At 63.0% G+C, this 26,360-nt stretch carries 24 protein-coding genes; 14 read left to right on the top strand and 10 right to left on the bottom strand.

Going from position 1 to position 26,360, the window contains the following annotated elements:
• Positions 1-175 precede the first annotated feature (175 nt).
• Positions 176-385: a DUF4952 domain-containing protein gene (locus PLD_RS30985; RefSeq protein ID WP_371928896.1), complete on the top strand. Its 210-nt coding sequence runs from the start codon at positions 176-178 to the stop codon at positions 383-385.
• Positions 386-704: 319 nt separating this feature from the next.
• Positions 705-1,133, top strand: coding sequence for a DUF4952 domain-containing protein (locus tag PLD_RS02305; protein WP_159889422.1), 429 nt, complete (start codon positions 705-707; stop codon positions 1,131-1,133).
• 250 nt (positions 1,134-1,383) lie between these two features.
• Here the strand turns inward: PLD_RS02305 and PLD_RS02300 are convergent, their stop codons facing one another.
• The 5 genes from PLD_RS02300 to PLD_RS02280 form a co-directional block, all read right to left on the bottom strand.
• Positions 1,384-2,544 carry a gamma-butyrobetaine dioxygenase gene (locus tag PLD_RS02300; RefSeq protein ID WP_159889420.1) on the bottom strand — a complete coding sequence of 387 codons (1,161 nt, stop codon included), beginning with the start codon at positions 2,542-2,544 and terminating at the stop codon, positions 1,384-1,386.
• Between the two features lie 25 nt (positions 2,545-2,569).
• Positions 2,570-3,046 carry a thioesterase family protein gene (locus tag PLD_RS02295; protein ID WP_159889418.1) on the bottom strand — a complete coding sequence of 159 codons (477 nt, stop codon included), beginning with the start codon at positions 3,044-3,046 and terminating at the stop codon, positions 2,570-2,572.
• A gap of 109 nt (positions 3,047-3,155) precedes the next feature.
• Positions 3,156-4,121, bottom strand: a complete 966-nt coding sequence (locus PLD_RS02290) for an L-carnitine dehydrogenase (RefSeq protein WP_159889416.1) — start codon at positions 4,119-4,121, stop codon at positions 3,156-3,158.
• 179 nt (positions 4,122-4,300) lie between these two features.
• Positions 4,301-5,188, bottom strand: coding sequence for a 3-keto-5-aminohexanoate cleavage protein (locus tag PLD_RS02285; RefSeq protein WP_159889414.1), 888 nt, complete (start codon positions 5,186-5,188; stop codon positions 4,301-4,303).
• A gap of 88 nt (positions 5,189-5,276) precedes the next feature.
• Positions 5,277-6,221 carry a choline ABC transporter substrate-binding protein gene (locus PLD_RS02280; RefSeq protein ID WP_159889412.1) on the bottom strand — a complete coding sequence of 315 codons (945 nt, stop codon included), beginning with the start codon at positions 6,219-6,221 and terminating at the stop codon, positions 5,277-5,279.
• 194 nt (positions 6,222-6,415) lie between these two features.
• Here PLD_RS02280 and PLD_RS02275 point away from each other — a divergent pair, with 194 nt between their 5' ends.
• Positions 6,416-7,375 (top strand): GlxA family transcriptional regulator, encoded by a 960-nt coding sequence (locus PLD_RS02275; RefSeq protein WP_159889410.1) that lies wholly within the window; start codon positions 6,416-6,418, stop codon positions 7,373-7,375.
• Between the two features lie 68 nt (positions 7,376-7,443).
• A complete protein-coding gene (locus PLD_RS02270) occupies positions 7,444-8,619 on the top strand; it encodes an AAA family ATPase (RefSeq protein WP_159889408.1) in 1,176 nt (391 codons plus the stop codon).
• A gap of 92 nt (positions 8,620-8,711) precedes the next feature.
• Here the strand turns inward: PLD_RS02270 and PLD_RS02265 are convergent, their stop codons facing one another.
• The 4 genes from PLD_RS02265 to PLD_RS02250 form a co-directional block, all read right to left on the bottom strand.
• Positions 8,712-9,128 carry a DUF3010 family protein gene (locus tag PLD_RS02265; RefSeq protein ID WP_159889406.1) on the bottom strand — a complete coding sequence of 139 codons (417 nt, stop codon included), beginning with the start codon at positions 9,126-9,128 and terminating at the stop codon, positions 8,712-8,714.
• Between the two features lie 34 nt (positions 9,129-9,162).
• Complete coding sequence (locus PLD_RS02260) at positions 9,163-9,486, bottom strand: helix-turn-helix domain-containing protein (protein ID WP_102881105.1); 324 nt, start codon at positions 9,484-9,486, stop codon at positions 9,163-9,165.
• Positions 9,470-9,724, bottom strand: coding sequence for a type II toxin-antitoxin system RelE/ParE family toxin (locus PLD_RS02255; protein WP_159889404.1), 255 nt, complete (start codon positions 9,722-9,724; stop codon positions 9,470-9,472). Before PLD_RS02255 ends, PLD_RS02260 begins: the two co-directional genes overlap by 17 nt.
• 99 nt (positions 9,725-9,823) lie before the next feature.
• Entirely contained in the window at positions 9,824-10,738 is a 915-nt protein-coding gene (locus PLD_RS02250) for a LysR family transcriptional regulator (RefSeq protein ID WP_159889402.1), read from the bottom strand.
• Between the two features lie 177 nt (positions 10,739-10,915).
• Between PLD_RS02250 and PLD_RS02245 the strand changes: the two genes are divergently transcribed.
• From PLD_RS02245 to PLD_RS02235, 3 genes are read left to right on the top strand one after another with little or no spacing between them, the layout of a single operon-like run.
• On the top strand, positions 10,916-12,253 hold the full coding sequence (locus PLD_RS02245; RefSeq protein ID WP_159889400.1) for a nucleobase:cation symporter-2 family protein: 1,338 nt from the start codon (positions 10,916-10,918) through the stop codon (positions 12,251-12,253).
• Between the two features lie 58 nt (positions 12,254-12,311).
• Positions 12,312-12,821 carry a nucleoside deaminase gene (locus PLD_RS02240; protein ID WP_159889398.1) on the top strand — a complete coding sequence of 170 codons (510 nt, stop codon included), beginning with the start codon at positions 12,312-12,314 and terminating at the stop codon, positions 12,819-12,821.
• 8 nt (positions 12,822-12,829) lie between these two features.
• Positions 12,830-13,168 carry a hydroxyisourate hydrolase gene (locus PLD_RS02235; protein ID WP_178116103.1) on the top strand — a complete coding sequence of 113 codons (339 nt, stop codon included), beginning with the start codon at positions 12,830-12,832 and terminating at the stop codon, positions 13,166-13,168.
• A gap of 119 nt (positions 13,169-13,287) precedes the next feature.
• Here PLD_RS02235 and PLD_RS02230 read toward each other — a convergent pair whose 3' ends face one another.
• Positions 13,288-13,689, bottom strand: a complete 402-nt coding sequence (locus PLD_RS02230; protein WP_159889394.1) for a lysozyme inhibitor LprI family protein — start codon at positions 13,687-13,689, stop codon at positions 13,288-13,290.
• A 236-nt stretch (positions 13,690-13,925) separates the two neighbouring features.
• Here PLD_RS02230 and PLD_RS02225 point away from each other — a divergent pair, with 236 nt between their 5' ends.
• From PLD_RS02225 to PLD_RS02195, 7 genes are all read left to right on the top strand, one after another.
• Positions 13,926-14,903 (top strand): dipeptidase, encoded by a 978-nt coding sequence (locus PLD_RS02225; protein ID WP_060842023.1) that lies wholly within the window; start codon positions 13,926-13,928, stop codon positions 14,901-14,903.
• Positions 14,904-14,996: 93 nt separating this feature from the next.
• Positions 14,997-15,527 (top strand): 4-vinyl reductase, encoded by a 531-nt coding sequence (locus tag PLD_RS02220; protein ID WP_159889392.1) that lies wholly within the window; start codon positions 14,997-14,999, stop codon positions 15,525-15,527.
• Between the two features lie 14 nt (positions 15,528-15,541).
• The gene (gene dgcA / locus PLD_RS02215; protein ID WP_159889390.1) at positions 15,542-17,602 is read left to right on the top strand and encodes a dimethylglycine demethylation protein DgcA; all 2,061 of its coding nucleotides are present in this window, start codon (positions 15,542-15,544) and stop codon (positions 17,600-17,602) included.
• Between the two features lie 213 nt (positions 17,603-17,815).
• Positions 17,816-19,765 (top strand): dimethylglycine demethylation protein DgcB, encoded by a 1,950-nt coding sequence (gene dgcB / locus PLD_RS02210; RefSeq protein ID WP_159889388.1) that lies wholly within the window; start codon positions 17,816-17,818, stop codon positions 19,763-19,765.
• Complete coding sequence (locus PLD_RS02205; protein ID WP_159889386.1) at positions 19,765-20,985, top strand: electron transfer flavoprotein subunit alpha/FixB family protein; 1,221 nt, start codon at positions 19,765-19,767, stop codon at positions 20,983-20,985. Before dgcB ends, PLD_RS02205 begins: the two co-directional genes overlap by 1 nt.
• Before the next feature lie 10 nt (positions 20,986-20,995).
• The gene (locus tag PLD_RS02200; protein WP_159889384.1) at positions 20,996-21,766 is read left to right on the top strand and encodes an electron transfer flavoprotein subunit beta; all 771 of its coding nucleotides are present in this window, start codon (positions 20,996-20,998) and stop codon (positions 21,764-21,766) included.
• A gap of 1,125 nt (positions 21,767-22,891) precedes the next feature.
• Positions 22,892-26,344 carry a GMC oxidoreductase gene (locus tag PLD_RS02195; protein ID WP_159889382.1) on the top strand — a complete coding sequence of 1,151 codons (3,453 nt, stop codon included), beginning with the start codon at positions 22,892-22,894 and terminating at the stop codon, positions 26,342-26,344.
• Positions 26,345-26,360: the final 16 nt, after the last annotated feature.

Genomic DNA, 26,360 nt, shown 5'->3' with positions numbered 1-26,360 from the left:
GGGCACATTTCGGAGGGCAGTGTTACTTGTTATGAACTGGTCAAGTGGAATTCGCTATATGAGTGCCTTATTAGCAAGCATGTTTCGGGTAGTAAAAGGAAGTCTATTGGTGAACTGATCGTTGAGGCGTAACGAGTGAAAATAATGCTTGCTGTATGTTCTGCTTTTTTTGCTGATGAGCTCACATTGTGTCTCGGGGTCGCCTGAGTGTGGAGATTTTCTGAGGACTATTGCCAATCCACCCAACGCTATCGAGTTTGTCAGTTGTGAATCCAAGCCCAAGAGCCAAAGTGCGCCACTAAAAGCCATCTATCGAGTAGAAGGAGAAATTGCGCATGATGTAGAACAGTATTTACATCGTGAGTTGGGCGTACAAGGGGGGTGAAGTTTGCCTGCTGTATGTGGGAGGTAAGAGCTGAGACTTACTACGAAGATAAAAGTACCGGTCTTGGATATCACATCAGATTGGCTTCTGAGGAAACGATTCACTACAAAAGGGAGGAGTGGGACAACATTGGATACTTTTATATTTCGGTTGTTCACTTGAGAGAGCCCCTTTGACGGTGTTCATGCTTAAGGCCGGATGTTCATGAGCTGATTTACTTCGTATTTTTCCTGATCCTCCAATAAGTGGAATAATCCGACGCCGATGGAGCTTTGTCGGCAGGGCGACCGCCCACTCGGAAACCGTGGAGCTGCAGTGGATGAAAGCGTTGTTCAAAGGATGCCTGGCCGGTGTGTTGTGGGTGTTTTCCAGTGGTGCCTGGGCCGCTCCCGAGTGTGCCGACTTTCTGCGGGACGCCGCCGACCCACCGCAGGTTCTCGAGTTTGTCGGGTGTGAATCCGCACCGCAGTATCAAGGGTCACCGCTGACCGCCACCTATCGGGTTGAAGGCAGGCATGCCTATGAGATGGAGCGCTATCTGCAGCGTCTATCGGGGGAGGCGAGCTATTTGAAGTTTGTCTGCTGTGGCTGGGAAACAACGGGGTTCACCTATTACAGGGATAAAACCACCGGGCGCCGCTATCAGCTCGGCATGGGGTCCGAGGAGACGCCCTATAGCCGGCGCGAGCAGTGGGGCAAGATCGGCTATTTCTATGTGAGGGTGGTGCTGTATACGGAGGAGGTCTGAAGGGCGACGCTGGCCCTTTTACCTACGAACACGTCGCTTTCGGCTAACTGGAGTCAGGGCCGAATCGGCAGACTGAACCCAGCTGGCGTCGTGATGGTTTGGTCACCTTCTCACCGCAGCTCCTCAGCAGTAGTCCCTGCCTCGATCCTGTCACGGCTTGATCGGGGCTTTTTTTGTCTGTGGAAGGCTGGCCGGCCAGTTTCGCCGGCAAGCCGGCTCCTACCGGGAGCCAGTGCTGGCGACATGAGGATCAGCGTTGCAGGACGAGGATTCTGGAGAGCAGTTCGTCGCGGTCGATGTAGCAGCCCTGGAAGTGCCGGGCGCCGCTGGCCGGGTCGAAGGCGTTGCGCGCGTGCAGGGTGCGGCGGTTGTCGAAGCACCAGAGCTGGCCCGGATCAAGGCGCCGGATCACCCGGAACCGGGCTTCGCGGGTCAGGGCGATAAAACGGCGGTAGGCGCGATACAGCCGGGGCATCTGTTGTTCGGTGGTGTCGAAAGGACCGCGCAGGAAGTTGGCCATGCGGATTTCCGCCACGTCGCCCAGGGCATTCAGGGCAATGATCGGCGCCAGGCAGCGGTAGTCGCTGTGGCGGTCCTTGTTGCGAAACTCCACCGGTATTTCACACAGCGCGCGGAAGGCGTCGGGGTCTTCGTGGCGCAAGGCTTGGGCAATGGCGAAACCGTCGACGAAGATGCTTTCGCCGCCCTCGGCGTCATTCACCAGGCAATGCAGAAATTGCAGCCCCGGTTGCAGTTCGCGGGTCGGCAGGTCGCTGTGCAAAGGCAGGTTGAAGGCAGTGTAGGCATTGCTGTCGGCGTCGGCCTTGGACTGCACGTTGAACAGCACGCCGAAGTTGCTCTCGCGGATGAACGCAATGCGCCGGGCGATCAGGGCCAGGGAGCCGGGTTCGGTGGGCGCGCCGCGCACCTGGGTCAGACCGATGTCGCGCAGGGCCAGCAGCCATTGCAGCAGCGCCTTGGGGTCGTCCATCAGGGACTGATAGTCGAATACCGGCAGTTGCAGGTGGCTGTCCCACAGCTGGCTCTGCGCCTTGTTGGTGCGGCGTTCCTCGCGGGATTGCCGGTCATAGGCGTGGGCCCGCAACCAGCCGGGGTCGAAACGACTCTGGTGGCCGTCCGACCAGTCAAGGCACAGGCAACCCTGGCTATCGATGCGCGCTGCGAGGCAGTCCAGGTCTTCGGGGACGTCGATGATTTCCACTAGCTGTTCGCGGGTCACGCTGTAGACGCATTGCGCGCAGGGGCAGTTGTCCCGCAGCCACTGATGGTGAAAGGGGCTGAGGCGATCATCGGCCCAGCGCACCTGAACCCGGTCCGGCAATACCTGGACGGCGCTTAACGGGCTGGTCAGCGGGTAACGGCGATAGTCGGCAAGGGCGGCGGTGTTCACGGTGATCTCCTTTTCGGGCGGATGGCTATTGCGCTGCGGGCAGGCCGATGACTCGGCCGATGTAGGCGGGGCGCGGCAGATCGGCCTGTTCGTCGCTCAGAGCTTGCAGGCGCTGCAGGACCGGCTCGCTGAACGGCGCCGAACGCGGCCCGGCCAGATCGACGTGGAGCAGCATCTGCTCGTTGCCGGCCAGCTCCTGGTGATCACCGGCCCTGTGCAGGCTGTGATACAGGTGCAGACGCTTGCGGTCGTGGCCGATGATCTGGGTGCGCACTTGGACCTCGGTGCCCTGCTTCACTTCGTGCAGGTAGTTCAGGTGCAGTTCCAGGGTGAACAGCGAGTGGCCGCTGGCTTCGCGGTTGTCGCTGTCGAGCCCCAGTCGATCCATCAGGGCATCGGTGGCGTAGCTGAAGATCAGTAGGTAAAAGGCATCGCGCAGATGGCCGTTGTAGTCGACCCAATCGCTGACGATGCGGGTGCTGTAGGTGTTCAGGGCAGGCATGGAATCACCGGTTGGATGTCGGCGCCGACTTGTCGGCGAAGGTGTCCTTCAGGGCGCAGCAAGGCTGCGTTGGACGCTTCGCCGGCAAGCTGGCTCCTAGGGGCTTGGGTTAGTCGTGAAAGTGCATGCCGTGCTTGGCCTTGGTGGTTTTCACCGCCTCCAGCACCGCCAGCAGGCAGTCATCACGATAGCGCTCCAGGGCCGAGATGCTGTGCGCGCCCAGTTGCTCGGCCGTGCCTTCGACCACGTCGTCGATCAGCTTGTCGGTCAGTTCCGGGGCCGGCAGGTAGGTCCAGGGCAGTTGCAGCGCCGGGCCGAACTGGGCCATGAAGTGGCGCATGCCGGCGTCGCCCCCGGCCAGGGTGTAGGTGAGGAAGGTGCCCATGAACGACCAGCGCAGGCCGGCGCCAAAACGGATCGCATCGTCGATTTCCCCGGTGGTTGCCACGCCGTCGTTGACCAGGTGCAGGGCTTCGCGCCACAGCGCTTCGAGTAGGCGGTCGGCGATGAACCCCGGCACTTCCTTGCGCACGTGCAGTGGCCGCATCCCTAAGGATTCATAGACCTTGATCGCCGCCTGGATCGCGGCGGGTGCGGTGCGCTGGCCGCCCACCACTTCCACCAGCGGCAGCAGGTACACCGGGTTGAACGGGTGGCCCACCACGCAGCGTTCCGGGTGGGTCGAACCCTCATAGAATTCACTGGGCAACAGGCCCGAGGTGCTGGAGCCGATCAGGGCATCGGGCTTGGCCGCCGCGCTGATCTTGCTGTGCAGCTCCAGCTTGAGTTCCAGGCGTTCTGGAGCACTTTCCTGAATGAAGTCGGCGTCTTTCACGCATGCTTCAATGGTGCTGACAAAGCGCAGGCGCTGTGGCGAGGCGCCCGGGGCCAGGCCCTGTTTTTCCAGGGCCCCCCAGGCATTGGCGATGCGCTGGTGCAGGGCGGCTTCGGCCCCGGGGGCCGGGTCCCAGGCCACCACGTCCAGGCCGTGGGCCAGGGCGCGGGCCACCCAGCCGCTGCCGATCACGCCGCTGCCCAGGGCGGCGAAGGTTTTGATCTCGGTGATAAAGGTCATGGCGTCTTCCTAAAATAAAGGGGCCGAAGGAGCTGGCTTGCCAGCGACGCTGTGAACGGCCATGGGGGCCTGTTCGCTGGCCAACGGAGCACAGGGAGGGCCTCAGGCGACTGGAATGTCGGCGCTGACGGCCCTCTTGGCGGTTTGCTCGCTTCTGCAGAGGTGCAAATGAATACGGATTAACCGCGTTGCTTAAGGCCCATTTTTTGCCGCCCTTCGGCTGGGGTCAGGACCCGGGCACCGAGGCGGCTGAGAATCTCCGTGGCCCGTTCCACCAGTTGGCCGTTGGTGGCGAGCACGCCGCGGTCCAGCCACAGGTTGTCTTCCAGGCCGACCCGCACGTTACCCCCCAGCAGCACCGCTTGCGCGGCCATGGGCATCTGCATGCGGCCGATGCCGAAACCGGCCCATACCGCATCCGCCGGCAGGTTGTCGACCATGGCTTTCATGGTGGTGGTGTCCGCCGGGGCGCCCCAGGGAATGCCCAGGCACAACTGGAACAGCGGGTCGTCCAGCAGGCCTTCCTTGATCATCTGCTTGGCAAACCACAGGTGGCCGGTGTCGAAGATTTCCAGCTCGGCCTTCACCCCCAGCTCCTGGATGCGCTTGGCGCCGGCTCGCAGCTGGGCCGGGGTGGACACGTAGATGGTGTCGCCGTCGCCGAAGTTCAGGGTGCCGCAGTCCAGGGTGCAGATCTCCGGCAGCAGCTCCTCGACATGGGCCAGGCGGGTCAGGGGGCCGACCAGGTCGGTGTTGGGGCCGAACTCCATGGGGTTTTCGTCGGCGCCGATCTCCAGGTCGCCGCCCATGCCGGCGGTGAGGTTGACGATGATGTCAACGTCGGCCTCGCGAATCCGCTCCATCACTTCGCGGTACAGCGCCACGTCCCGGCTGAACTTGCCAGTGGCCGGGTCGCGCACATGGCAGTGGACCACGGTGGCCCCGGCCTTGGCGGCCTCCACCGCGGCGGCGGCGATCTGTTTCGGGGTCACCGGCACGTGGGGGCTCTTGGCGGTGGTGTCGCCAGCACCGGTGAGTGCGCAGGTGATGATGACGTCGTGGTTCATGGTGCGGTTCCTTACAGGCGGGTTTGCTGGGGGCATGAGATGGCCGTGCGCAGCCCAGGGTGGGCTGCGGGGCGCGAGCGTTGGTGGCTTATTTGCGGGTCAGTTGCAGGTGTTCGGCGGCCGGCTTGCCATCGAAGGTGGTCACCCCTTCCAGCCAGCGCTGCTGGTCCTGCGGGTGGTCCTTGAGCCACTGACGGGCGGATTCCAGGGCGTCCTTGTGCTCCAGCAGCGGTTGCATCATGCGGCTCTCGTCTTCGGCGCTGAAGGTCAGGTTGGTCAGCAGCCGGTGCACGTTCGGACACTGCTCGGCATAGGTCGGTGCGGTGACGGTCCAGACCGTGGCCTGGCCCTCGTTCGGCCCCAGGGCATCCTGGCTGCCGTTGAGGTAGGTCATCTTGAAGTTGACGTTCATCGGGTGCGGTGCCCAGCCGAAGAACACGATGGCTTCGTTGCGCTTCACCGCCCGGGCCACCGCCGACAGCATGCCGGCCTCACTGGACTCCACCAGCTGGAACCGGCCCAGGCCGAACTGGTTCTTGGCGATCATGTCCTTGATCTGGGTATTGGCGCCCGAGCCGGGTTCGATGCCGTAGATTTTGCCGCCCAGTTCTTTCTGGAACCTGGCGATGTCGGCGAAGGTCTTCAGGCCCTTGTCCGCCAGGTAGGAGGGGACGGCCAGGGTGGCGCGGGCGTCCTTGAGGCTGGGCTCGGCCAGGACCTTGACCTGATTGGCCTCGACGAACGGGGTGATGGTCTGGGTCATCAGCGGGTTCCAGTAGCCGAGGAACAGGTCCAGGCGTTGGTCGCGGATGCCGGCGAAGATGATCTGCTGCGAGGCGCTGGTTTGCTTGGTCTTGTAGCCGAGGCCGTCGAGCAGAACCTGGGTCATGGCGCTGGTGGCGATCACGTCGGTCCAGTTGACCACGCCCAGGCGTACGTTCTGGCAACTGGGGGCGTCGGCGGCCATGGCTCCCGATGTCAGAAAAACGCTACCACTAAGCGCAAGCACACAGCGGCTGATCAGTCGTTTCATGTGGGTTCCCTCGGCAGGTTGTTATTGTCGATTCCGGCGTCTTGGTGCGCCGGTGTGGCCAAGGTACGCGGGCGCCGTATCGGCTAAACGCACAGCGGCGACCGACTCTTGCACTGCAGCGACCAGTACCCTTGTGGGCGCTGGGCATTTGGCGTATCACAAGGCCCACGCTGGCCGTCACGGGAGTGAATTGCATGTCACAGGACTTCTACTTCCTGCTGATGCCGGGGTTTTCCGCCATCGGCTTTATTTCCGCCATCGAGCCGTTGCGGGTGGCCAATCGTTTTCGCGGTGAGCTGTATCGCTGGCATGTGCTCAGCGCCGACGGCGGCGCGGTGCTGGCCAGCAACGGCATGTCGGTCAATGTCGATGCTGCCCTGGAGCCGCTGAAGAAGGGCGCGACCTTGTGGGTAGTGGCCGGCTTCGAGCCGTTGAAGTGCCTGACTCCAGCCCTGGAGCACTGGCTGCGACGTCTGGACATGGAGGGCGTGACCCTGGGCGGTATCGACACCGGCAGCGTGATCCTCGCCGAGGCCGGGCTGCTGGAGGGGCACCGGGTGACCCTGCACTGGGAAGCCATCGAGGCGTTCAAGGAGTCCTATGCGCAGTTGAGCGTGACCCAGGAACTGTTCGAGATCGATCGCCGCAGGATCACCTGCGCCGGTGGCACCGCGTCCATCGACATGATGCTCGACCTGATCGCCCAGGCCCACGGCCCGCAACTGGCGATCCAGGTCAGCGAGCAATTCGTGCTCGGGCGCATCCGCCCGCGCAAGGATCACCAGCGCATGGAAGTCGCCAGCCGCTATGGCATCAGCAACAAGAAACTGGTGCAGGTGATCGGCGAGATGGAACAGCACAGCGAACCGCCCCTGAGCACCCTGGCCCTGGCCGAATCGATCAAGGTCACCCGGCGCCAGCTGGAGCGCCTGTTTCGCCTGCACCTGAACGACACCCCGAGCAACTTTTACCTCGGCCTGCGCCTGGAGAAGGCCCGGCAACTGCTGCGCCAGACCGACATGAGCGTGCTGGAGGTGAGCATCGCCTGCGGCTTTGAGTCGCCGTCCTACTTCACCCGCAGCTACCGTGCGCGTTTCGTGCACTGTCCCCGGGAGGACCGGCGCCTCTTGGGAGGAGGACGGGAGCTGGTTTGACAGGGTTTTATAGTTAATTATACTCGCGGCTATAAATTACAGTCCTGGCAATAATTGAGTATAAAAACATGTCGAAAAACACCGGCTTCGTGTTTCGTCGTCCTGCCCTGGCACTCAATATTGCCGATGGTCTGGTGGGTTGCGGGATTCAGGATTACAGCTCGGGACTGTTTCTGGCCGCGCCACGGCGCACCGGCAAAAGCACCTTCCTGCGCGAAGACCTGCTGCCTGAGTGTCAGCAGCGCGGCTGGCTGGCGGTGTATGTCGATCTGTGGGCCAATCGCGAGAAAGATCCCGCCGAGCTGATTGCCGCAGCCATCGCCGGGGCTCTGGTGCCCTTTGAGAAAGGCATCCGCAAACTGGCCAAGTCCCTTGGGGTGGAGAAGCTCAGCTTCCTGCGGACCCTCTCCTGGGATTTCAGCCAATCCCAACTCCCCGAAGGCGCTACCCTGACCCAGGCTCTGGAATTGCTGCACAGCGCCGCGGGCAAGACCGTGGTTCTGGTGATCGACGAAGCCCAACACGCCCTGAGCTCCGAGGCTGGACTGAACGCCATGTTCGCCCTGAAGGCGGCCCGGGATCAGCTCAATCAGGGCCGGGACATGGCCACCAACGGCCTGCGCCTGGTGTTCACCGGCTCCAATCGCGACAAGCTGGCGCATCTGGTGCTCAACCGTAACCAGCCGTTCTTTGGTTCCAGCATCACCCCGTTTCCGTTGCTGGGACGGGACTTCACCAAGGCTTACACCGCACATCTCAATGCCCACCTGGCGCCGACCAATCAGTTTAACGCCGATGATCTGGACCAGGCGTTCGAGTGGGTGGGGCGCCGTCCGGAGATGCTTCGCAGCATTATTGGCCAGGTGGCTCTGGAGCTGGGAGAGGCAGGGCAACTCAACGAACTCCTGCGCAGCAGTGCCGAGGTCTTGCGCGCTGGGGTCTGGAGCGAGTTTGAAAGCGCCTGGAACGGCCTGACCCGTTCCCAGCGCGCGGTGCTGGAAGTGATGGTGGAACGCTCGCGTAACAACCTGCCGTTCGCGCCCTTTACCGACGACACCCTGGCGGCGGTGGCCAAGGCCTTGCAGGCCATGGGCAGCGATACGCAACCGGGCACCCAGACGGTGCAGGCCTGTATCGATGCCCTGCGGGAAAAGGAGTTGGTGTGGAAATCCAGCCGGGGCGCCTATGCCCTGGAAGACAACTCATTCGCCGACTGGCTGCAGCATTATCGGCGCCAACTGTAGCTGCTGCCGCAGGCTGCGAACGGCCCGCAGAGACGCGAGGATCTCAGGCGCGCTGGATGTTTGGCGTTAGACCGCTAAGCAGGGCCTCAGGATCATTTCTTCAGCAAGGCGGCGCAGGCGGTCTTGTAGGCTTCGTGCTGGTATTTGTTGAGGCTCGCCCCCAGCTCGAAGCCATGCTTCTTGTGCTGGGCGTTGATGGTTTGCGGCGACAGCAGGGTCACTTCGCAATTATCCAGCAACTGAAACACGCCTTCGATCTTGAAGGTGGTAGGGCCGCCGGCAAATTCGCCTTTCTTGCTGCGTTTCTTGATGGCGATGCGGGTCACTCCGTGTTCGCGGACAAAGGCGCCGATCCGGGCGGCGAAGTCGCGAACGTTGCCCGCGTCATCGTCGTCTTCCAGGGCGATCTTCTTGATCGCCAGCGCCTGGTGGTGCGGTGCGCCGTCTTGCAGGGAGGCGAGGGCGAAGATGGCTTCGCTGCCCTTGATCTCGATACCGCAGATGCTCATGAGTAACCCTTTCAATCGTTGAGTGGGGCGCAGCTTACAGCTCCAGCTGGTCGGCGCGTATACCGAAGACGGCGGCAATTTTTTCCCGGGTGCTCTTGCGGGGGCGGGCCACGCTCTCTTGTTGGGCGAAGGCCGGCTGAGAGATTCCCAGCCGCTTGGCAACCTCATCCTGGGTCAGGTGCAGGTGCTCGCGCCAGGCCCGGATCGGCGTGGCGCCATCGACCATGCGACTGACCACGCCATGGGGGATCAGATCAGGCTCATTCTGCTGCGCAACGTACTGCGCGTAGGGAATCACCACGAACGCCGGCTTGCCGTCCGGGCCGTGGATGATCTGGATGTCAGTAGGTGCGTTCATCACGTTTTTTGACCTCTTGAACACTGACGATATGGATAACCCCGTCCCAATCAAACAGCACGCGGTACTGGCCAACCCGCAGGCGATAGGCATAGGTGTGGCCGGACAGGGCTTTGACGTTGCCACTGGCGGGCATGTCGGCCTGCAGGGCGATCGCATCACGAACCTGGACCTGATGCTCGTGGTGCAGTCGCATCAACTGCTTGACCGCTTTTCGACTCCAGAGGATTTCGTTCATGGCGGACTATATAAGCCTTTTATAAGTATTGCGAATCCTTGCTTATATTTGCTGTCCGGCCAAGCCTAGAACCTTGTCCCTTTGTTGCCCGCGCCAGCGTTACCAGGTCGTGGACTGCCCGCGCCGGTCCACTTCGTACACCTTGTGCCGCAGCAGGCGTTCCTTGAGCCAGCGTTCGGCCTTGCCCATCACCCGTTGCCGGGCCCACAGCAGGTCTACGCCCACCAGCCAGTCGGTGTGGGGGTAGGCGCCCAGTTGCAGTTCCACCAGCTCGCCCTGGGCCAGTTCGCGCTGGATCAGTTGCCGGGGCAGGGTGGCCCAGCCCAGGCCGGCGCGGACCATCTCCAGCAGCGCCAGGTAGTTTTCCGCCTGCCACAGTTGGCTGCAGCGCAAGTACTCGCTGCTGGGCAACTTGTCGGCGTGGGCGCTGAAGGCCAGGCGCCGGTACTCATGCAGGTCGTCGAAGGTCAGGTTGTCCAGCCGGGCCAGGGGATGATCCGGGTGACAGACGTGCAGCATGATCAGCTTGCCCATCTGCTGGAACTCCAGCTCCTGGGGATAGCCCGGTTGCGAAAAGGCGATTCCCAGCACCGCATTGCCCCGGGCCACCAGCTCGCTGCCATCCCCAGACAGCGGGTGACGGATCAGCAGGTCGACGTAGGGGAAGGCCTGCTCGAACTCGCGCAAGACCGGCATCAGCGGGCCGTAAGGGGTTTCGATCACGATCGACAGCTGCGCCTCCAGGGTCTGCGACAGGCAGTCGGCACTGGCCTGCAGGGTCAGGCAGCGCTCCAACACCGCCTCGGCCTGCAGCCGCATCTTCTGCCCGATGGCAGTCAGCACCGGGCTGCGGCTGCTGCGGTCGAACAGCGCCACGCCCAGGTCGGCCTCCAGGTTGGCGATGGCCACGCTGACCGTGGACTGGGTCTTGCCCAGCTTGCGCGCAGCGGCCGAAAACGAGCCGGTTTGTGCGGCTTGGACGAACATTTGCAGTTGCTCCAGTGAAAAGCGCATCGCGTCTCCTGAGCCCAGGACAGGTTTGTGCAATCCATCGTTAAAAACGATGGCTGCTCATTTGGTGCATCGCAGTCAAGCACAGATCATGGACGCCGCCGTCCGAACTTCCTGCCGGGGCCCTGCTCCGGATGCCTGCCAGAACAACAACAGCCGCACCTTCAGGAGACCTGCGACATGACTATTTCCCGTGTACATCCCGTGGACGAGGTTCTGCCCGTTCGCCAGTTGTTCAGCTTCGGCCTGCAACACGTGCTGGTGATGTATGCCGGCGCGGTGGCGGTGCCGTTGATTCTAGGCAATGCCCTGGGCCTGACCCCGGCCCAGGTGGTTCTGTTGATCAACGCCAATCTGCTGACCTCCGGTATTGCCACCCTGATCCAGACCCTGGGCTTCTGGCGGTTCGGCGCGAGGCTGCCGTTGATCCAGGGCTGCTCCTTCATCGCCCTGGCGCCGATGATCATGATCGGCAAGCAGTTCGGCCTGACCGAGGTGTTTGGCGCGGTAATCGCCGCCGGTGCCCTGACCATTGCCCTGGCGCCGCTGTTCAGCCGCCTGCTGCGGTTCTTTCCGCCGGTGGTGATTGGCAGCCTGATCACCATCATCGGCATTTCCCTGATGCCGGCGGCGGCCATCTGGCTGGGGGGCGGCAACCCGGCGGCGGCGGATTTCGGCGCGCCGGCCAACCTGCTGCTGGGCCTGGCCACGGTGGTGGTGACCCTGGTGATCTACGGCAAGTTCTCCGGGTTTATCGGCAACCTCAGCGTGTTGATCGGCCTGCTGGCTGGCAGCCTGATCGCTGCCGCCTTCGGTATGACCCACTTCGCCCAGGTCGGCGACGCGGCCTGGTTCGAACTGAGCCCGCCCATGGCTTTCGGCGCCCCGCGGTTTTCCCTGATGCCGATCCTGATCATGACCCTGGCGATGCTGGTGATCATGGCCGAGACCACCGGCAACTGCCTGGCCATCGGCAAGCTCACCGGCAGGCCAACCACCCAGCGCACCCTGGGCGATGCCTTTCGTGCCGACGGCCTGTCGACCCTGGTGGGCGGACTGTGCAACAGCTTTCCCTACAACGCCTTTACCCAGAACACCGGACTGATCGCGCTCTCCAAGATCAAGAGCCGCTTTGTGGTGGCGGCAGCCGGCACGATCATGGTGCTCATGGGGCTGTTTCCCAAGCTCGGGGCACTGGTGGCTGCGGTGCCGACCCCGGTATTGGGGGGCTGCGCCATCGTCATGTTCGGCATGACCACCGTGGCCGGCATCCAGGAGCTGTCGCGGGTGAGGTTCGAGGGCACCCGCAACGCGATCGTTGTCGCGGTGTCGGTCAGTGTCGGTGTGCTGCCGATGTCCTTTCCGGCACTGTTCGCCCAAGCCCACGGGCCGCTCAAGCTGCTGCTGGAAAGCGGCATCTTTCTCGGTGCCATCACCGCCATCGTCCTCAATCTGCTGCTCAACCCTCACGAGCCAGCGGCCGACGCGTTGCCGGCCCATGCCGGGCTCAATGACTGAAGGTCGCTTTCCAACCCGTCTTTTTCGGCGGGACTCTGCCCATGAAAAGGAGGTCACCATGACCCAGATGCTTTCTCCCATCCCTTCCGGCGTCAGCGAACTGGACCTGCACCTGCTGCGTCAGAGCATCGAACTGGCCGGGGAGGCCAAGGCCCGTGGCCGGCACCCGTTCGCCGCCCTGGTGGCGGATCGTGATGGCAAGATCATCGCCCGTGCTGGCAACAATTCGATGCCTCCCGAAGGCGACCCGACCCAGCACGCCGAATTGGCTGCCGCTGCCAAGGCGGCCAGGCTCCTCAGCCCCCAGGCCCTGGCCGAGTGCACCCTGTACACCAGCGCCGAGCCCTGCTGCATGTGCGCCGGGGCCATCTACTGGACCGGGATTGGCCGAGTGGTCTACGCCCTGTCCGAACACGCCTTGCTGGAATTGACCGGCGATCACCCGGAGAACCCGACCTTTTCCCTGCCGTGCCGTGAAGTCTTTGCCCGTGGACAGCGGCAGATCCAGGTGTTCGGGCCGATGCTGGAACACGAAGCGGCCCAGGCTCACGTGGGGTTCTGGAAATGAACGGCGGAGTGTCCATCCACGTGGTGGATGTCGCCAGCGGCCAGGTGGCCGAAGGCATGGCGGTGCGGGTGCGCCGCCCGGGCGGGGAGTTGCTCTGCGCAGGGCGAGTTGCCGCTGACGGCCTGCTGGCTGAATTGAGCGAGCAGGCGCAGGACTTCACTCGGGGCGTCTATGAGGTGGAGCTGGAGGTGGCGGCGTTCTATCGCGAGCAAGGCCAGGCGCTGCCGCCGGTGCCCTTCCTCGATGTGCTGGTGTACCGCTTTGGCCTGGACGACCCGCGCCAGCACTACCATCTGCCGTTCAAGCTCACCGCCTGGGGCGTCTCGTGCTTTCGCGGTGGCGCCTGACTCGTCGCTGTCCCGGCGCTCTGCTGTAGGCGCGAGCTTGCTCGCCAAGCGTTGCCTGCCGCGCCATGGGCTTCGGCCAGACACGCTTGGCGGGCAAGCCCGCGTCTACCGGTGACGGGTCATTCCTGGGCGATGGACTCGATGAACTCCGAGCGCTCGTCGCTCATCCGTGCCAGGCAATCGTTGGTGGCGATGGTGTAGGCCTGGGTCCCGGGCTTGGCCGGAAAGGACTCCACCGCGCAGTCGGCATCGCGCTGCTTCTGCCACAACTGCTGTGCATGTTTGACCTTGGCGCTGATGTCGCTCAGTTGCGCGTTGTCATTGCCGTACAGCGTGCCTAGACGTTCTAGCAGGCTTTGCACGTTGTCATTGAGCAATTGTTCGGCGGTGATCCGGTTATAAGCGGCGCATTCCAGGGTTTGCCTGTCGTTTTCCACTCCGTCGCACGGTGTGTTGTCGGCCTCTTCGGCCGCCTGCACGCCGGTTGCCATCAGTACCACGGCCAGGAAGATCGGTTTCATTGCAGCATGGCCCCTCATCCAGTGAAGCGTTGGTCTAAGCGGCGGATTCTGGCGCAAGCCCCCGGCAAAGAACAGAGCCCGCCAATGCCCTGCGTCCGGCCCTTTGTCGGGTCTTGACGCTTTCGGCAATTCCCCTGTCGTTTTTGCACCGAGGCGCCCCGGTCCTCAAGCATATGCTGACCCCAAAGCGCCGGCAGACGATTCGGCGCGTGAATCGCCAACAAGGGGACAGCCTGATGAGCCCAGCCGAATTACACGCCGACAGCATCGTTATCGACGGGCTGATCATTGCCAAGTGGAACCGCGAGCTGTTCGAGGACATGCGCAAGGGCGGCCTGACCGCGGCCAATTGCACGGTGTCGGTGTGGGAAGGGTTTCAGGCCACGGTCAATAACATTGCCGCCAGCCAGAAACTGATCCGCGAAAACAGTGACCTGGTGATGCCGGTGCGCACCACCGCGGACATTCGCAAGGCCAAGGAAGTGGGCAAGACCGGCATTCTCTTCGGCTTCCAGAATGCCCACGCTTTCGAAGACCAGATCGGCTACGTCGAGGTGTTCAAGCAGCTGGGCGTGGGCATCGTGCAGATGTGCTACAACACCCAGAACCTGGTGGGCACCGGCTGCTACGAGCGTGATGGCGGGCTCTCCGGATTCGGCCGCGAGATCGTCGCCGAGATGAACCGCGTCGGGGTGATGTGCGACCTGTCCCACGTCGGTTCCAAGACCAGCGAGGAAGTGATCCTCGAATCCAAGAAACCGGTCTGCTACTCCCACTGCCTGCCGTCCGGGCTCAAGGAGCACCCGCGCAACAAGTCCGATGCAGAACTGAAATTCATCGCCGATCACGGCGGTTTCGTCGGCGTGACCATGTTCGCGCCGTTCCTGGCCAAGGGCATCGATTCGACCATCGACGATTACGCCGAAGCCATCGAATACACGATGAACATCGTCGGTGAGGATTCCATCGGCATCGGCACCGACTTCACCCAGGGCCACGGCCAGGACTTCTTCGAATACCTGACCCACGACAAGGGCTACGCCCGGCGCCTGACCAACTTCGGCAAGATCATCAACCCCCTGGGCATCCGCACCGTGGGCGAGTTCCCCAACCTCACCGAAACCCTGCTCAAGCGCGGCCATAGCGAGCGTGTGGTGCGCAAGATCATGGGCGAGAACTGGGTCAACGTCCTCAAGGATGTCTGGGGCGAATAAGGCCACCCGTCACGTTTATCCCTGTAGCCGCTGCCGCAGCCTGCGGCAGCGGCTACAGACGTACTTATCCACAGAATTCCGGAGTTTTGAAACATGGCCAAGATCGCCCCGCAACTGCCTATCGAAGTCGACAGCGAAACCGGTGTCTGGACCTCCGACGCCCTGCCGATGCTCTACGTGCCACGGCATTTCTTCGTCAACAACCACATGGGCATCGAGGAAGTCCTGGGGGCCGAAGCCTACGCCGAGATCCTCTACAAGGCCGGCTACAAGTCCGCCTGGCACTGGTGCGAAAAAGAAGCCGAATGCCACGGCCTAGAAGGCGTCGCGGTGTTCGAGCACTACATGAAGCGCCTGTCCCAGCGCGGCTGGGGGCTGTTCAAGATCCAGGACATCGACCTGGATAAAGGCACCGCCAGCGTCAAGCTCGAACACTCGGCGTTCGTCTACGTCTACGGCAAGGTCGGGCGCAAGGTCGACTACATGTTCACCGGTTGGTTCGCTGGCGCCATGGACCAGATCCTGGCCGCCCGTGGCAGCCAGATCCGCACCGTGGCAGAGCAGGTTTACGGTGGTTCCGAAGAAGGCCACGACGATGGCCTGTTCGTCGTCAAACCGTTGTAAGCGGAGTTAAGAAAATGGCTTTCGAAGCGATGTTCCAGCCGATCCAGATCGGCAAACTGACCATCCGCAACCGTGTGCTCAGTACCGCCCACGCCGAGGTCTATGCCACTGACGGCGGCATGACCACCGAGCGCTACGTGAAGTACTACGAAGAAAAGGCCAAGGGCGGCATTGGCCTGGCGATCTGCGGTGGTTCCTCGGTGGTGGCCATCGACAGCCCCCAGGAATGGTGGAGCTCGGTGAACCTGTCCACCGACCGCATCATTCCGCACTTCCAGAACCTGGCCGACGCCATGCACAAGCATGGCGCCAAGATCATGATCCAGATTACCCACATGGGTCGGCGCTCGCGTTGGGATGGCTACAACTGGCCGACCCTGATGTCGCCATCCGGGGTGCGTGAGCCGGTGCACCGCGCCACCTGCAAGACCATCGAGCCGGAAGAGATCTGGCGGGTGATCGGCAACTACGCCCAGGCCGCGCGCCGGGCCAAGGCTGGCGGCCTGGACGGCGTCGAACTGTCGGCGGTGCACCAGCACATGATCGACCAGTTCTGGAGCCCGCGGGTCAACAAGCGCACCGACGAATGGGGCGGCACCTTCGAGAAGCGCATGCGCTTCGGCCTGGAGGTACTCAAGGCGGTGCGCGCCGAAGTCGGTGACGACTTCTGCGTCGGTATCCGCTTGTGTGGCGATGAATTCCACCCGGACGGCCTGTCCCACGAGGACATGAAGCAGATCGCCAAGTACTACGACGACACCGGCATGCTCGACTTCATCGGCGTGGTGGGTTCGGGCTGCGACACCCACAACACCCTGGCCAACGTGATTCCCAACATGAGCTTCCCGCCGGAGCCGTTCCTGCACCTGGCGGCGGGCATCAAGGAAGTGGTCAAGGTCCCGGTGCTGCATGCGCAGAACATCAAGGACCCGAACCAAGCCACGCGGATTCTCGAAGGCGGTTACGTCGACATGGTCGGCATGACCCGCGCCCACATGGCCGATCCGCACCTGATCGCCAAGATCAAGATGGGCCAGATCGACCAGATCAAGCAGTGCGTCGGCGCCAACTACTGCATCGATCGCCAGTACCAGGGCCTGGACGTGCTGTGCATCCAGAACGCCGCCACGTCCCGTGAATACATGGGCGTGCCGCACATCATCGAGAAAACCACCGGCATCAAGCGCAAGGTGGTGGTGGTCGGCGCCGGTCCTGCCGGCATGGAAGCCGCTCGCGTCGCCGCCGAACGTGGCCACGACGTGACCCTGTTCGAGAAAAAAGACGCCATTGGCGGGCAGATCACCACCGCCTCCAAGGCCCCGCAGCGGGACCAGATCGCTGGCATCACCCGCTGGTACCAGCTGGAGCTGGCGCGCCTGAAGGTCGACCTGCGCCTGGGCACCGCGGCGGACACCGCGAGCATCCTCGACCTGCGCCCCGATGTGGTGGTGCTGGCCGTGGGCGGCCATCCGTTCATCGAGCAGAACGAACACTGGGGCGCCGAAGAAGGATTGGTGGTCAGCAGTTGGGACATCCTCGACGGCAAGGTCGCGCCGGGCAAGAACGTACTGGTCTACGACACCATCTGCGAGTTCACCGGCATGTCGGTCACCGATTTCATCGCCGACAAGGGCTCGCAAGTGGAGATCGTCACCGACGACATCAAGCCGGGCATCGCCGTGGGCGGCACCTCATTCCCCACCTACTACCGCAGTCTGTACCCCAAGGAAGTGATCATGACCGGGGACCTGACCCTGGAGAAGGTCTACCGCGAGGGCGACAAACTGGTGGCGGTGCTGGAGAACGAATACACCGGCGCCCGCGAAGAACGAGTGGTGGACCAGGTGGTGGTGGAGAACGGCGTGCGTCCCGACGAGGAACTCTACTACGGGCTCAAGGAAGGTTCGCGCAATAAGGGCCAGATGGACGTCGAGGCGCTGTTCGCGATCAAGCCGCAGCCGTGCCTGAGCGAGGCGGGGGAGGGCTACCTGTTGTTCCGCATCGGCGACTGCGTATCCCAGCGCAATACCCATGCCGCGATCTACGACGCACTGCGCCTGTGCAAGGACTTTTAGCGGCAACTGCAAGTTTCAAGCGGCAAGTTGAAGCAGGCTTCCGCGATTGCTCTGTCTTGCTGCTGGAAACGCGCGGTCGATAGGACGCACTCGGCTCTGTGAGGATTTTTAGCAGCAACTGCAAGTTTCCGGCTGCAAGCGAAAGCGCTGCTCACATTGCTCTTTCTTGCCGCTTGAAACTTGCCGCTTGCAGCTGACCCTAAGGTGATTGTGATGTTGAACACCCTGCTTCCCATTCTGTTGTTCGCCGCCGTTGGCCTTGCGCTCCTCGGTGCGCTGCGACGCATGACCATGTGGCGCCGGGGGCGAGCCTCCAAGGTCGACCTGATCGGTGGCCTCTTGGCCATGCCCAAGCGCTATATGGTGGATCTGCACCATGTGGTGGCCCGGGACAAGTACATAGCCAACACCCACGTGGCCACGGCGGGCGGTTTTGTCCTGGCCGCGGTGCTGGCGATCCTGGTGCACGGCTTTGGCTTGCACAGCCGCATTCTTGGTTACGCCTTGCTGCTGGCCACCACGCTGATGTTCGTCGGCGCGCTGTTTGTCGCCAAGCGCCGGCGCAACCCGCCGGCGCGGTTGTCCAAGGGCCCGTGGATGCGCCTGCCGAAAAGTCTGCTGGCGTTCTCGGTGAGTTTCTTTGTGGTAACCCTGCCTGTGGCCGGGATCCTGCCGGAACACTTTGGTGGCTGGGTACTGGCGGCGATCCTGGCGGTCGGCGTGCTGTGGGGCGTGTCCGAGTTGTTCTTCGGCATGACCTGGGGCGGGCCGATGAAGCACGCCTTCGCTGGCGCCTTGCACTTGGCCTGGCACCGCCGCGCCGAGCGCTTTGGTGGTGGGCGCTCCACCGGCCTCAAGCCGTTGGACCTGGAAGACCCGAGCGCGCCTTTGGGAGTGGAAAAACCCAAGGACTTCACCTGGAACCAACTGCTGGGCTTCGACGCCTGCGTGCAGTGCGGCAAGTGCGAGGCCGCATGCCCGGCCTTCGCCGCCGGCCAGCCGCTGAACCCGAAGAAACTGATCCAGGACATGGTGGTCGGCCTGGCCGGTGGCACCGACGCGCAGTTCGCCGGCAGCCCGTACCCTGGCAAAGCCATTGGCGAACATGGCGGCCATCCGCACCAGCCCATCGTCAACGGCCTGGTGGACGCCGAGACCCTGTGGTCCTGCACCACCTGCCGGGCCTGCGTCGAGGAATGCCCGATGATGATCGAGCACGTCGATGCCATCGTCGACATGCGCCGTCACCTGACCCTGGAGAAGGGCGCGACCCCGAACAAGGGCGCCGAGGTCCTGGAAAACCTGATCGCCACCGACAACCCCGGCGGCTTCAACCCGGGCGGGCGGATGAACTGGGCGGCGGACCTGAACCTGTCCCTGCTCAGCGAGAAACAAAGCACCGAGGTGCTGTTCTGGGTCGGCGACGGCGCCTTCGACATGCGCAACCAACGCACCTTGCGGGCCTTCGTCAAAGTGCTCAAGGCGGCCAAGGTGGACTTCGCCGTGCTCGGCCTGGAGGAGCGCGACAGCGGCGACGTGGCCCGACGTCTGGGCGACGAAGCAACCTTCCAGCTGTTGGCCAAGCGCAATATCCAGACCCTGGCCAAGTACCGCTTCAAACGCATCGTCACCTGCGATCCACACAGTTTCCATGTGCTGAAGAACGAATACGGCGCCTTCAACGGTCACTATCTGGTGCAGCACCACAGCACCTACCTGGCTGAACTGATCGACGCCGGTGCGCTGAACCTGGGCCAGCACAAGGGCAGCAGCGTGACCTATCACGACCCCTGCTACCTGGGACGCTACAACGGCGAGTACGAAGCACCGCGCGACGTGCTGCGGGCCCTGGGCATCGAGATCAAGGAAATGCAGCGCTCGGGCTTCCGTTCCCGTTGTTGCGGCGGCGGAGGAGGCGCGCCGATCACCGACATTCCGGGCAAACAGCGCATACCCGACATGCGCATGGAGGACATCCGCGAGACCGGCGCTGAGCTGGTGGCCGTGGGTTGTCCACAGTGCACGGCGATGCTCGAAGGGGTGGTGGAGCCACGGCCGATGATCAAGGACATCGCCGAACTGGTGGCCGATGCCTTGCTCGAAGACGCCGCCCCAGGCAACGCCCCGGCGTCGCTGAAACCTGAACCTGCGGAGGTGCACTGATGAGCGACATTATCCGCCGCGATCCCCGCGCCGAATGGATTGCCCGCAACCGCCTGCACCCGCTGCATGCGGCCATGCAGCCGGCGCAACACAGTTGGATGGGGCCCAATGGCCTGATCCGCAAGAACCCCCACGGCGTCGGTTTCATCGGGCCCAATGGCCTCAAGCGCATCGACCGCAGTGGCGCCCAGCAGGGCGGCACGGCCAAGCGCACGGCAGCGGCCGAAGTGCAGTTGCCGCTGCATCAAGTGGCGCAGCCGGCGTTCTACATCAGCGTGGTGCCGGACATGGTCGGCGGCCGCTTGAGCAGTCACGACCGCGACCTGTTGGGCCTGGCCCGGCAGTTGGCGGGCCAGGACGGCGCGGTACTGGCGGTGGTGTTTGGCGAGCACAAGGAATCGGCCTTTGCCACGGCCGGCGTCGACCGCCTGCTGATCCTCGAAGGCAGCGAATTCGACGGTTATGCACCGGAACAACGGGTGCAGGGCTTGCGAGCTGTGGATAACCAGCTCCACCCGCGCCACTGGCTGCTGCCCGACAGCCGCAGCGGTGGCGGCGAACTCGGCCGGCGCTTGGCCGCGGCCCTGGGCGAACGCCCGGCGACCCGGGTCTGGCAGGTCAAGGATGGGCAGTGCATCGGCAGGGCCGGTGCCGGCCTACAGGACCTGGCGCGACCGGCACCACGCTTGATCCTGGCGGCCGCCGAATGCGCCGAGCCGGTCAGCGAAACCCGCCACGAAGCCTTGCCGGTGGAGTTATCCACAGCGGTGGTCCGCAGTCTGGCGCGGATCGAGGACTTGGGTGCGGTGGCGGTGGACCCGGCGGCGATTCCCATGGCCGAAGCCGAATTCATCTTTTCCGGGGGCAACGGGGTCAAGGACTGGCCGCTGTTCCACCAGACCGCCGCGGCCCTGGGCGCCACCGAAGGCGCCTCGCGGGTGGCGGTGGACGACGGCTTCATGGCCCGTGACCGGCAAGTGGGGGCCAGTGGCATCTGGGTCACCGCCAGGGTTTATGTGGCGGTGGGCATTTCCGGGGCGATCCAGCACCTGCAAGGCATCGGCGCTTGCGACAAGGTGGTGGCGATCAACCTCGACCCGGGCTGCGACATGATCAAACGCGCCGACCTGTCGGTGATTGGCGACAGCGGTGACATTCTCAAGGCCTTGATCGCGGCGGTAGCGGCCTACCGCGACGGCGCCAAGCGCGACGCGGCTTAAGGGGAACGTGATGAACAGCAATGTGATCAGCCTGGTGTCGATTGGCGCCCACCCCACTTCCGGTCGCCCACGGCGCGCCGAGCAGGATGCCCGGGCGGTGGAGCTGGGCCTGCAACTGGCGGGGGACAAACTGCAGGTGCTGCATGCCGGCGATGTGGCCGAACCGGCCCTGCGTGCTTACCTGGGCATGGGCCTGGGACAGTTACATGTGCTGGAACAGCCCGCGGGCTCCGATGCGCTGCCGATCCTGACTCAGTACCTGCGCGACGCCGGTGCCCAGATGGTGCTCACCGGCAGCCAGGCGGAAACCGGCGAAGGTTCGGGCATGCTGCCGTTTCTGTTGGCGGAAAATCTCGGCTGGCCGTTGGTGGTGGGGCTGGCCGAGGTCGAATCCCTGGCCGATGGCGTGGCCCATGTGCTGCAAGCCCTGCCTCGGGGGCAGCGGCGTCGGCTCAAGGTGCGTCTGCCATTTCTGGCCACTGTGGATAACGCCGCGCCCAAGCCGCGCCAGAGCGCCTATGGCCCGGCACGCCGTGGTCTGTTGCAGGCCGATCAGGTCGTGGTGGTGGACGATGAGTTACTCACAGCTTCCAGCCTGCAACCGGCCAAACCGCGGCCCAAGCGCCTGAAGGTGATCAAGGCCAAGAGCGGCGCCGACCGCATGAAGGCCGCCACCGCCAAGGCCAGCGGCGGCACCGGCCAGGTACTCAAGGGCGTCAGCCCCGAAGCGGGGGCCGAGGCCATTCTCAAACTGCTCATCGAAGAAGGCGTGGTGCGCTGAGTTCAAGGTTATGCACAGCCTTCGCCGCCCTTAGCCACCGTAGGAGCCGGCCTGGTGGCGAAGGTCGTGCCCGATTCCCGGCACCGCTGTTCGCTGGCGAGCCAGCGCCGACATCGGGCTGGCGGGGTTACTCACAATCCCTGTGCGCGGACCTGTGGATAAGGTGTTCGCGCCTTGCTCAAGCCCGTGTACAACAAGCCCTGTAGCCGTTTGTACGAAACTTGACCAGGCTAAGCTGGGGTTTTTCATGGCTTTTTTCCTGTGCAGGGCAACAGCCGAAGAGACTTTTGCACAGCACTTGCCCCCAAAGTCTGTTGGCGTTTCTGTGGATAAGATGTTCGCTTAGCGCTACAGGCCAGGTGGATCGGGGGTTACGTAGGATTGATTAAAAAACAACCAAATCCTTGCTTTTCTGTCGATTAATCCGCTTGAGCCCCGATAATTCATGGCTTTGAGCGCTTTTCCACAGTTTCCGGTGCCGACCACCCGACTTGCCCCCAAAGTCTGTTGGTGGTTCTGTGGATAAGGTGTTCGCCCTCCGCTACAGCTCCTTAAATACAAGGCATACAGACAATTGGTTGAAAATCGATCAATTGTCCCGCAAACGGCTGTTTTGTCATAAGCCACGGATTTTATTGGCGTTGCCCGATAAAATATCCCCTGGCGCCTGGCACTTGCCCACAGTTACTGTGGGCCAAGGTGTGGATAACGTGTTTGCTGAAGGCTGTAGCCCTTGTAATCCATAGCGTGTAAAGCAATAGATCAAATTTCATACAGTTCTAATGGCTTTCTTGACACCGGCAAGTGGTCTGTCTTCACTCATCCCTCAGGGAATGAGCACTGACTTATCCACATCCCATGTAAGGAGCTCAGGCAATGGATTGTCGTTTACCGCAGTCGTCTGCGACTCGGGCTCCCCGGCCCCGACGCACCCTGCGCCGTGTCGCCAACCAGCACGCTCGCTTATAGACCTGCCTGCGGTTTATCGGCCCCGTCCTCATCACTGACTCCAGGGTTTGTGTTTCTGGCCCCCAGGCCTGCCGGTGCGGCTGCCCGGTGCATGATCGGCTTCACCTATCAGAGGTGGCCGCAGAGCTGCCCCATCTGCCTGAGAGGAATCCCGTTATGACTCGGATCGCGACCCCCATCAGCGAGATCCAGGAGCACTATGACGTTGTCGTCATCGGCTCGGGCTACGGCGGTGGTATAGCCGCTTCCCGATTGTCCCGGGCCGGGCAGCGGGTGTGCCTGCTGGAGCGGGGACGGGAGATTCAGCCCGGCGAGTACCCCAACACCTTGGCCACCGCCACCGAGGAGTTGCAGGTGCATGATCCCGAGGGGCACATCGGCTCGCGCACCGGGTTGTTTGATCTGCACGTCAACGACCAGCAGAACGTGGTGGTCGGCTGCGGCCTGGGTGGCACGTCGCTGATCAATGCCAATGTTTCCCTGGAGCCCGAGCCGGGTGTATTTGATGATCCGCGCTGGCCTCAAGCCGTACGTGAACACCGCGACACCCTGCTCAAGGAGGGGTTTGCCCGAGCCCGGGAGATGCTCAAGCCCAGCCCTTATCCCGATTCGGCACCCCCCTTGCGCAAGCTTGAAGCCCACCGTAAATCCGCGGATTTCCTCCAGCAGAGCGCGCACTTCTACAAACCGCCGATCAACGTCAACTTCGCCAAGCTGAGCAACAACCTCAACCATGTTGGGGTCGAGCAGCTGCCCTGCAATCACTGCGGCGACTGCGTCTCGGGTTGTAATAACAAGGCCAAGAACACCACCTTGATGAACTACCTGCCAGATGCCAGTAATTATGGTGCCGAGATCTTCTGTCAGGCTCAGGTGCGCTATCTGGTGCGCGACGGTGACGGCTGGATTGTGCACTTCCAGTACCTGGACAGCGGCCGCGAGAAATTCTCGGCGCCGACCCTGTTCGTCAAGGCCGACATCGTCGTGCTCAGTGCCGGCACCCTGGGCTCCACGGAGATCCTCCTGCGTTCCAGGGCCAAGGGCCTGGCCACCTCGGCGCAGTTGGGGGCGCACATGAGCGGTAACGGCGACATCCTCGGTTTTGCCTACAACTGTGAGCAGGCCATCAACGGCGTCGGTTTTGGCAACCACCCGACCAACGAGTTGAAACCCGTGGGCCCGTGCATCACCTCGATCATCGACCTGCGTACCGAAGGCGATTGGCGCAGCCGCATGGTCATTGAGGAGGGCTCGATCCCCGGCGCCCTGGGTCGCGCCATGGTACCGAGCATGGCGCTGTTCGCCAGGACCCTGGGCAAACCCACCGACCACAGCTTGAGCGGCAGATTGGGCTACAAGGAGCGCGAGGCCGAGGGGGTCGTGCGCGGTCCGTATTACGGTGCGCTGCACGCCATGCAGACCTACCTGATCATGAGCCATGACAATGGCCGCGGGCGCATGCGCTTGGACGCCCATGACCAGTTGCGCATCGATTGGCCGGGAGTGGGTCAGCAGCCCAACGTGATCCTGGGCAACGAGCGGTTGCATCAGGCAACCCGGGCCTTGGGCGGGATCTGGGTGGAAAACCCGATCTGGACCCAACTGCTCAAGCACAGCATCGTGTCGGTGCATCCATTGGGGGGCTGCGTGATGGGCGAGGACGCCAGCCAGGGCGTGGTCAATCACAAAGGCCAAGTGTTCAGCGCCAGCAGCGGCAATGAGGTTTACCCCGGGCTGTACGTGGCGGACGGGGCGGTGATTCCAACCTCGCTCGCGGTTAACCCGTTGCTGACCATATCCGCGATCAGCGAGCGCAACATGCGCCTGCTGGCCGAGGATCGCGGCTGGCAGATCGACTACCGCTTGCCGTCGGCCCCCAGTAAAGCGGTGGCAGCGCCGACCCTGGGGGTGCAGTTCACTGAAACCATGAGGGGCTATTTCTCCAGCGCCTTCACCCAGCCACCCGGCACGGACCTGGCGCGCTATCGAGAAGCGGCCAGGCGTGGCGAAGCGGAAAACTCGCCGATCGAATTTACCCTGACCATCACCGCCGCCGACCTCAACCGCATGCTCAACGAGCCCGAGCATGGCGCGACCTTGGTCGGCACCCTCAGCGCGCCAGGGTTGTCGGCGCAACCCTTGGTGGCCAGCCAGGGTGTGTTCAACCTGTTTGAGGAGTACCGGCAGCAGGTCGGCGTGCGCCACATGAATTACGACATGCGCCTGAGCGCCGAAGATGGCAACGAGTATTACTTCAGCGCCTTCAAGAGCGTGCCCGAAGACCATGGCGTACTGAATATCTGGTCCGACACCAGCACCCTTTACGTCACCCTCTATCGCGGTCGGGACAAAAACGGCCCGGTGCTGGGCTCGGGGGTGATGCACATCTTGCCGTCGGACTTCGCCAAGCAGATGACCACCATGAAGGTGCTCAATGCGAGCAACGAGCTCGAGCGTATCGACGCCTTGGCGCGTTTTGGCAAGTTCTTTGCCGGCGTGCTCTGGGAGAGCTACGGTGGGGTGTTTGCCGGGGATATCTACTTCAACCCCGACGCGCCGCCACGCAGCAAGCGGCCCCTGGATGCGCCGGCGCCCACCGTGCATTTCTTCCAGACCGACGACCAGGTGCGGTTGCGCCTGACCCGTTACCAGGCCGGCGGCAAAGGCCCGGTGATGCTGGTGCATGGCCTGGGCGTGGGCTCGGGTATTTTTTCCACCGACACCATCCAGACCAACCTGCTGGAATACCTGTGCAAGCACGACTATGACGTCTGGCTCCTGGATTTTCGGGTCAGCATCCTGTTGCCGGCGAGCAAGCAGGAATGCAATGGCGATCAGATTGCGGCCTACGATTTCAAGGCCGCGATTGCCCAGATCCAGCAGGCGACGGCGGCCCGGGACGTGCAATGCGTGGTGCATTGCTACGGTGCCACCACGTTCTTCATGTCGTTGCTGGCGGGCCTACAGGGTGTGCGTTCGGTGGTCTGCTCACAGATCGCCACCGACGCCGTGGTCGCCAAGGCCACCGGAATCAAGGCCGGGTTGCACCTGCCGGGGATGCTCGATGCCATTGGGGTTAAATCCCTGACCGCCTACGCCGACGCCAAGGAGAGCTGGTTCAACAAACTCTACGACACCGCACTCAATGGCTACGCGCGGCTTGAGGCTCAGGGCTACTGCAGCAATCCGGTGTGCCATCGCATCACCTTCATGTATGCCTCGCTGTACCGCCATGACACCCTTAATCAGGCCCTGCATGACAACCTGCATGAGCTGTTCGGCGAGTCCAACATCGAGACCTTCGAGCATTTGGCCCTGATCTGCCGCAAGGGCCACCTGGTGGACTTCAAGGGGCGTGACGTCTATATGCCGCATTTCGACCGGTTGGCGTTGCCCATTTGCTTCATCAGTGGTGCGGACAACCAGTGCTACCTGCCGCAAAGCACCCAGAAAACCTATGAACGCCTGTGCCAACTGCATGGTCCTGAGCGCTATAGCCGCCACGTAGTACCGGGCTACGGACACATCGACTGCATCTTCGGCAAGAACGCGGTGGTCGACGTCTACCCGCTGATCCTCGCGCACCTGGAGAAGACCGCCCTGGGTTGATGGGCGCCCGTCGCGG

This window comes from Pseudomonas sp. LD120 (genome assembly GCF_009861525.1).
Lineage (GTDB): Bacteria > Pseudomonadota > Gammaproteobacteria > Pseudomonadales > Pseudomonadaceae > Aquipseudomonas.
Note: the sequence above shows the minus strand (reverse complement) of the source record. Positions and strands in the feature narration are given on the sequence as shown.

Bases quoted from the DNA above. Each gene is read 5' to 3' on its own strand.
- PLD_RS02305 (WP_159889422.1), top strand. From the start codon at position 705: ATGAAAGCGTTGTTCAAAGGATGCCTGGCCGGTGTGTTGTGGGTGTTT.
- PLD_RS02225 (WP_060842023.1), top strand. From the start codon at position 13,926: ATGAGCCCAGCCGAATTACACGCCGACAGCATCGTTATCGACGGGCTG.
- PLD_RS02285 (WP_159889414.1), bottom strand. From the start codon at position 5,188: ATGAACCACGACGTCATCATCACCTGCGCACTCACCGGTGCTGGCGAC.
- PLD_RS02255 (WP_159889404.1), bottom strand. From the start codon at position 9,724: ATGAACGAAATCCTCTGGAGTCGAAAAGCGGTCAAGCAGTTGATGCGA.
- PLD_RS02220 (WP_159889392.1), top strand. From the start codon at position 14,997: ATGGCCAAGATCGCCCCGCAACTGCCTATCGAAGTCGACAGCGAAACC.
- PLD_RS02245 (WP_159889400.1), top strand. From the start codon at position 10,916: ATGACTATTTCCCGTGTACATCCCGTGGACGAGGTTCTGCCCGTTCGC.
- PLD_RS02270 (WP_159889408.1), top strand. From the start codon at position 7,444: ATGTCGAAAAACACCGGCTTCGTGTTTCGTCGTCCTGCCCTGGCACTC.
- PLD_RS02265 (WP_159889406.1), bottom strand. From the start codon at position 9,128: ATGAGCATCTGCGGTATCGAGATCAAGGGCAGCGAAGCCATCTTCGCC.
- PLD_RS02275 (WP_159889410.1), top strand. From the start codon at position 6,416: ATGTCACAGGACTTCTACTTCCTGCTGATGCCGGGGTTTTCCGCCATC.
- dgcB (WP_159889388.1), top strand. From the start codon at position 17,816: ATGTTGAACACCCTGCTTCCCATTCTGTTGTTCGCCGCCGTTGGCCTT.
- PLD_RS02295 (WP_159889418.1), bottom strand. From the start codon at position 3,046: ATGCCTGCCCTGAACACCTACAGCACCCGCATCGTCAGCGATTGGGTC.
- PLD_RS02200 (WP_159889384.1), top strand. From the start codon at position 20,996: ATGAACAGCAATGTGATCAGCCTGGTGTCGATTGGCGCCCACCCCACT.
- PLD_RS02205 (WP_159889386.1), top strand. From the start codon at position 19,765: ATGAGCGACATTATCCGCCGCGATCCCCGCGCCGAATGGATTGCCCGC.
- PLD_RS02250 (WP_159889402.1), bottom strand. From the start codon at position 10,738: ATGCGCTTTTCACTGGAGCAACTGCAAATGTTCGTCCAAGCCGCACAA.
- PLD_RS02280 (WP_159889412.1), bottom strand. From the start codon at position 6,221: ATGAAACGACTGATCAGCCGCTGTGTGCTTGCGCTTAGTGGTAGCGTT.
- PLD_RS02240 (WP_159889398.1), top strand. From the start codon at position 12,312: ATGACCCAGATGCTTTCTCCCATCCCTTCCGGCGTCAGCGAACTGGAC.
- PLD_RS02195 (WP_159889382.1), top strand. From the start codon at position 22,892: ATGACTCGGATCGCGACCCCCATCAGCGAGATCCAGGAGCACTATGAC.
- PLD_RS02260 (WP_102881105.1), bottom strand. From the start codon at position 9,486: ATGAACGCACCTACTGACATCCAGATCATCCACGGCCCGGACGGCAAG.
- PLD_RS02230 (WP_159889394.1), bottom strand. From the start codon at position 13,689: ATGAAACCGATCTTCCTGGCCGTGGTACTGATGGCAACCGGCGTGCAG.
- dgcA (WP_159889390.1), top strand. From the start codon at position 15,542: ATGGCTTTCGAAGCGATGTTCCAGCCGATCCAGATCGGCAAACTGACC.
- PLD_RS02290 (WP_159889416.1), bottom strand. From the start codon at position 4,121: ATGACCTTTATCACCGAGATCAAAACCTTCGCCGCCCTGGGCAGCGGC.
- PLD_RS30985 (WP_371928896.1), top strand. From the start codon at position 176: ATGAGCTCACATTGTGTCTCGGGGTCGCCTGAGTGTGGAGATTTTCTG.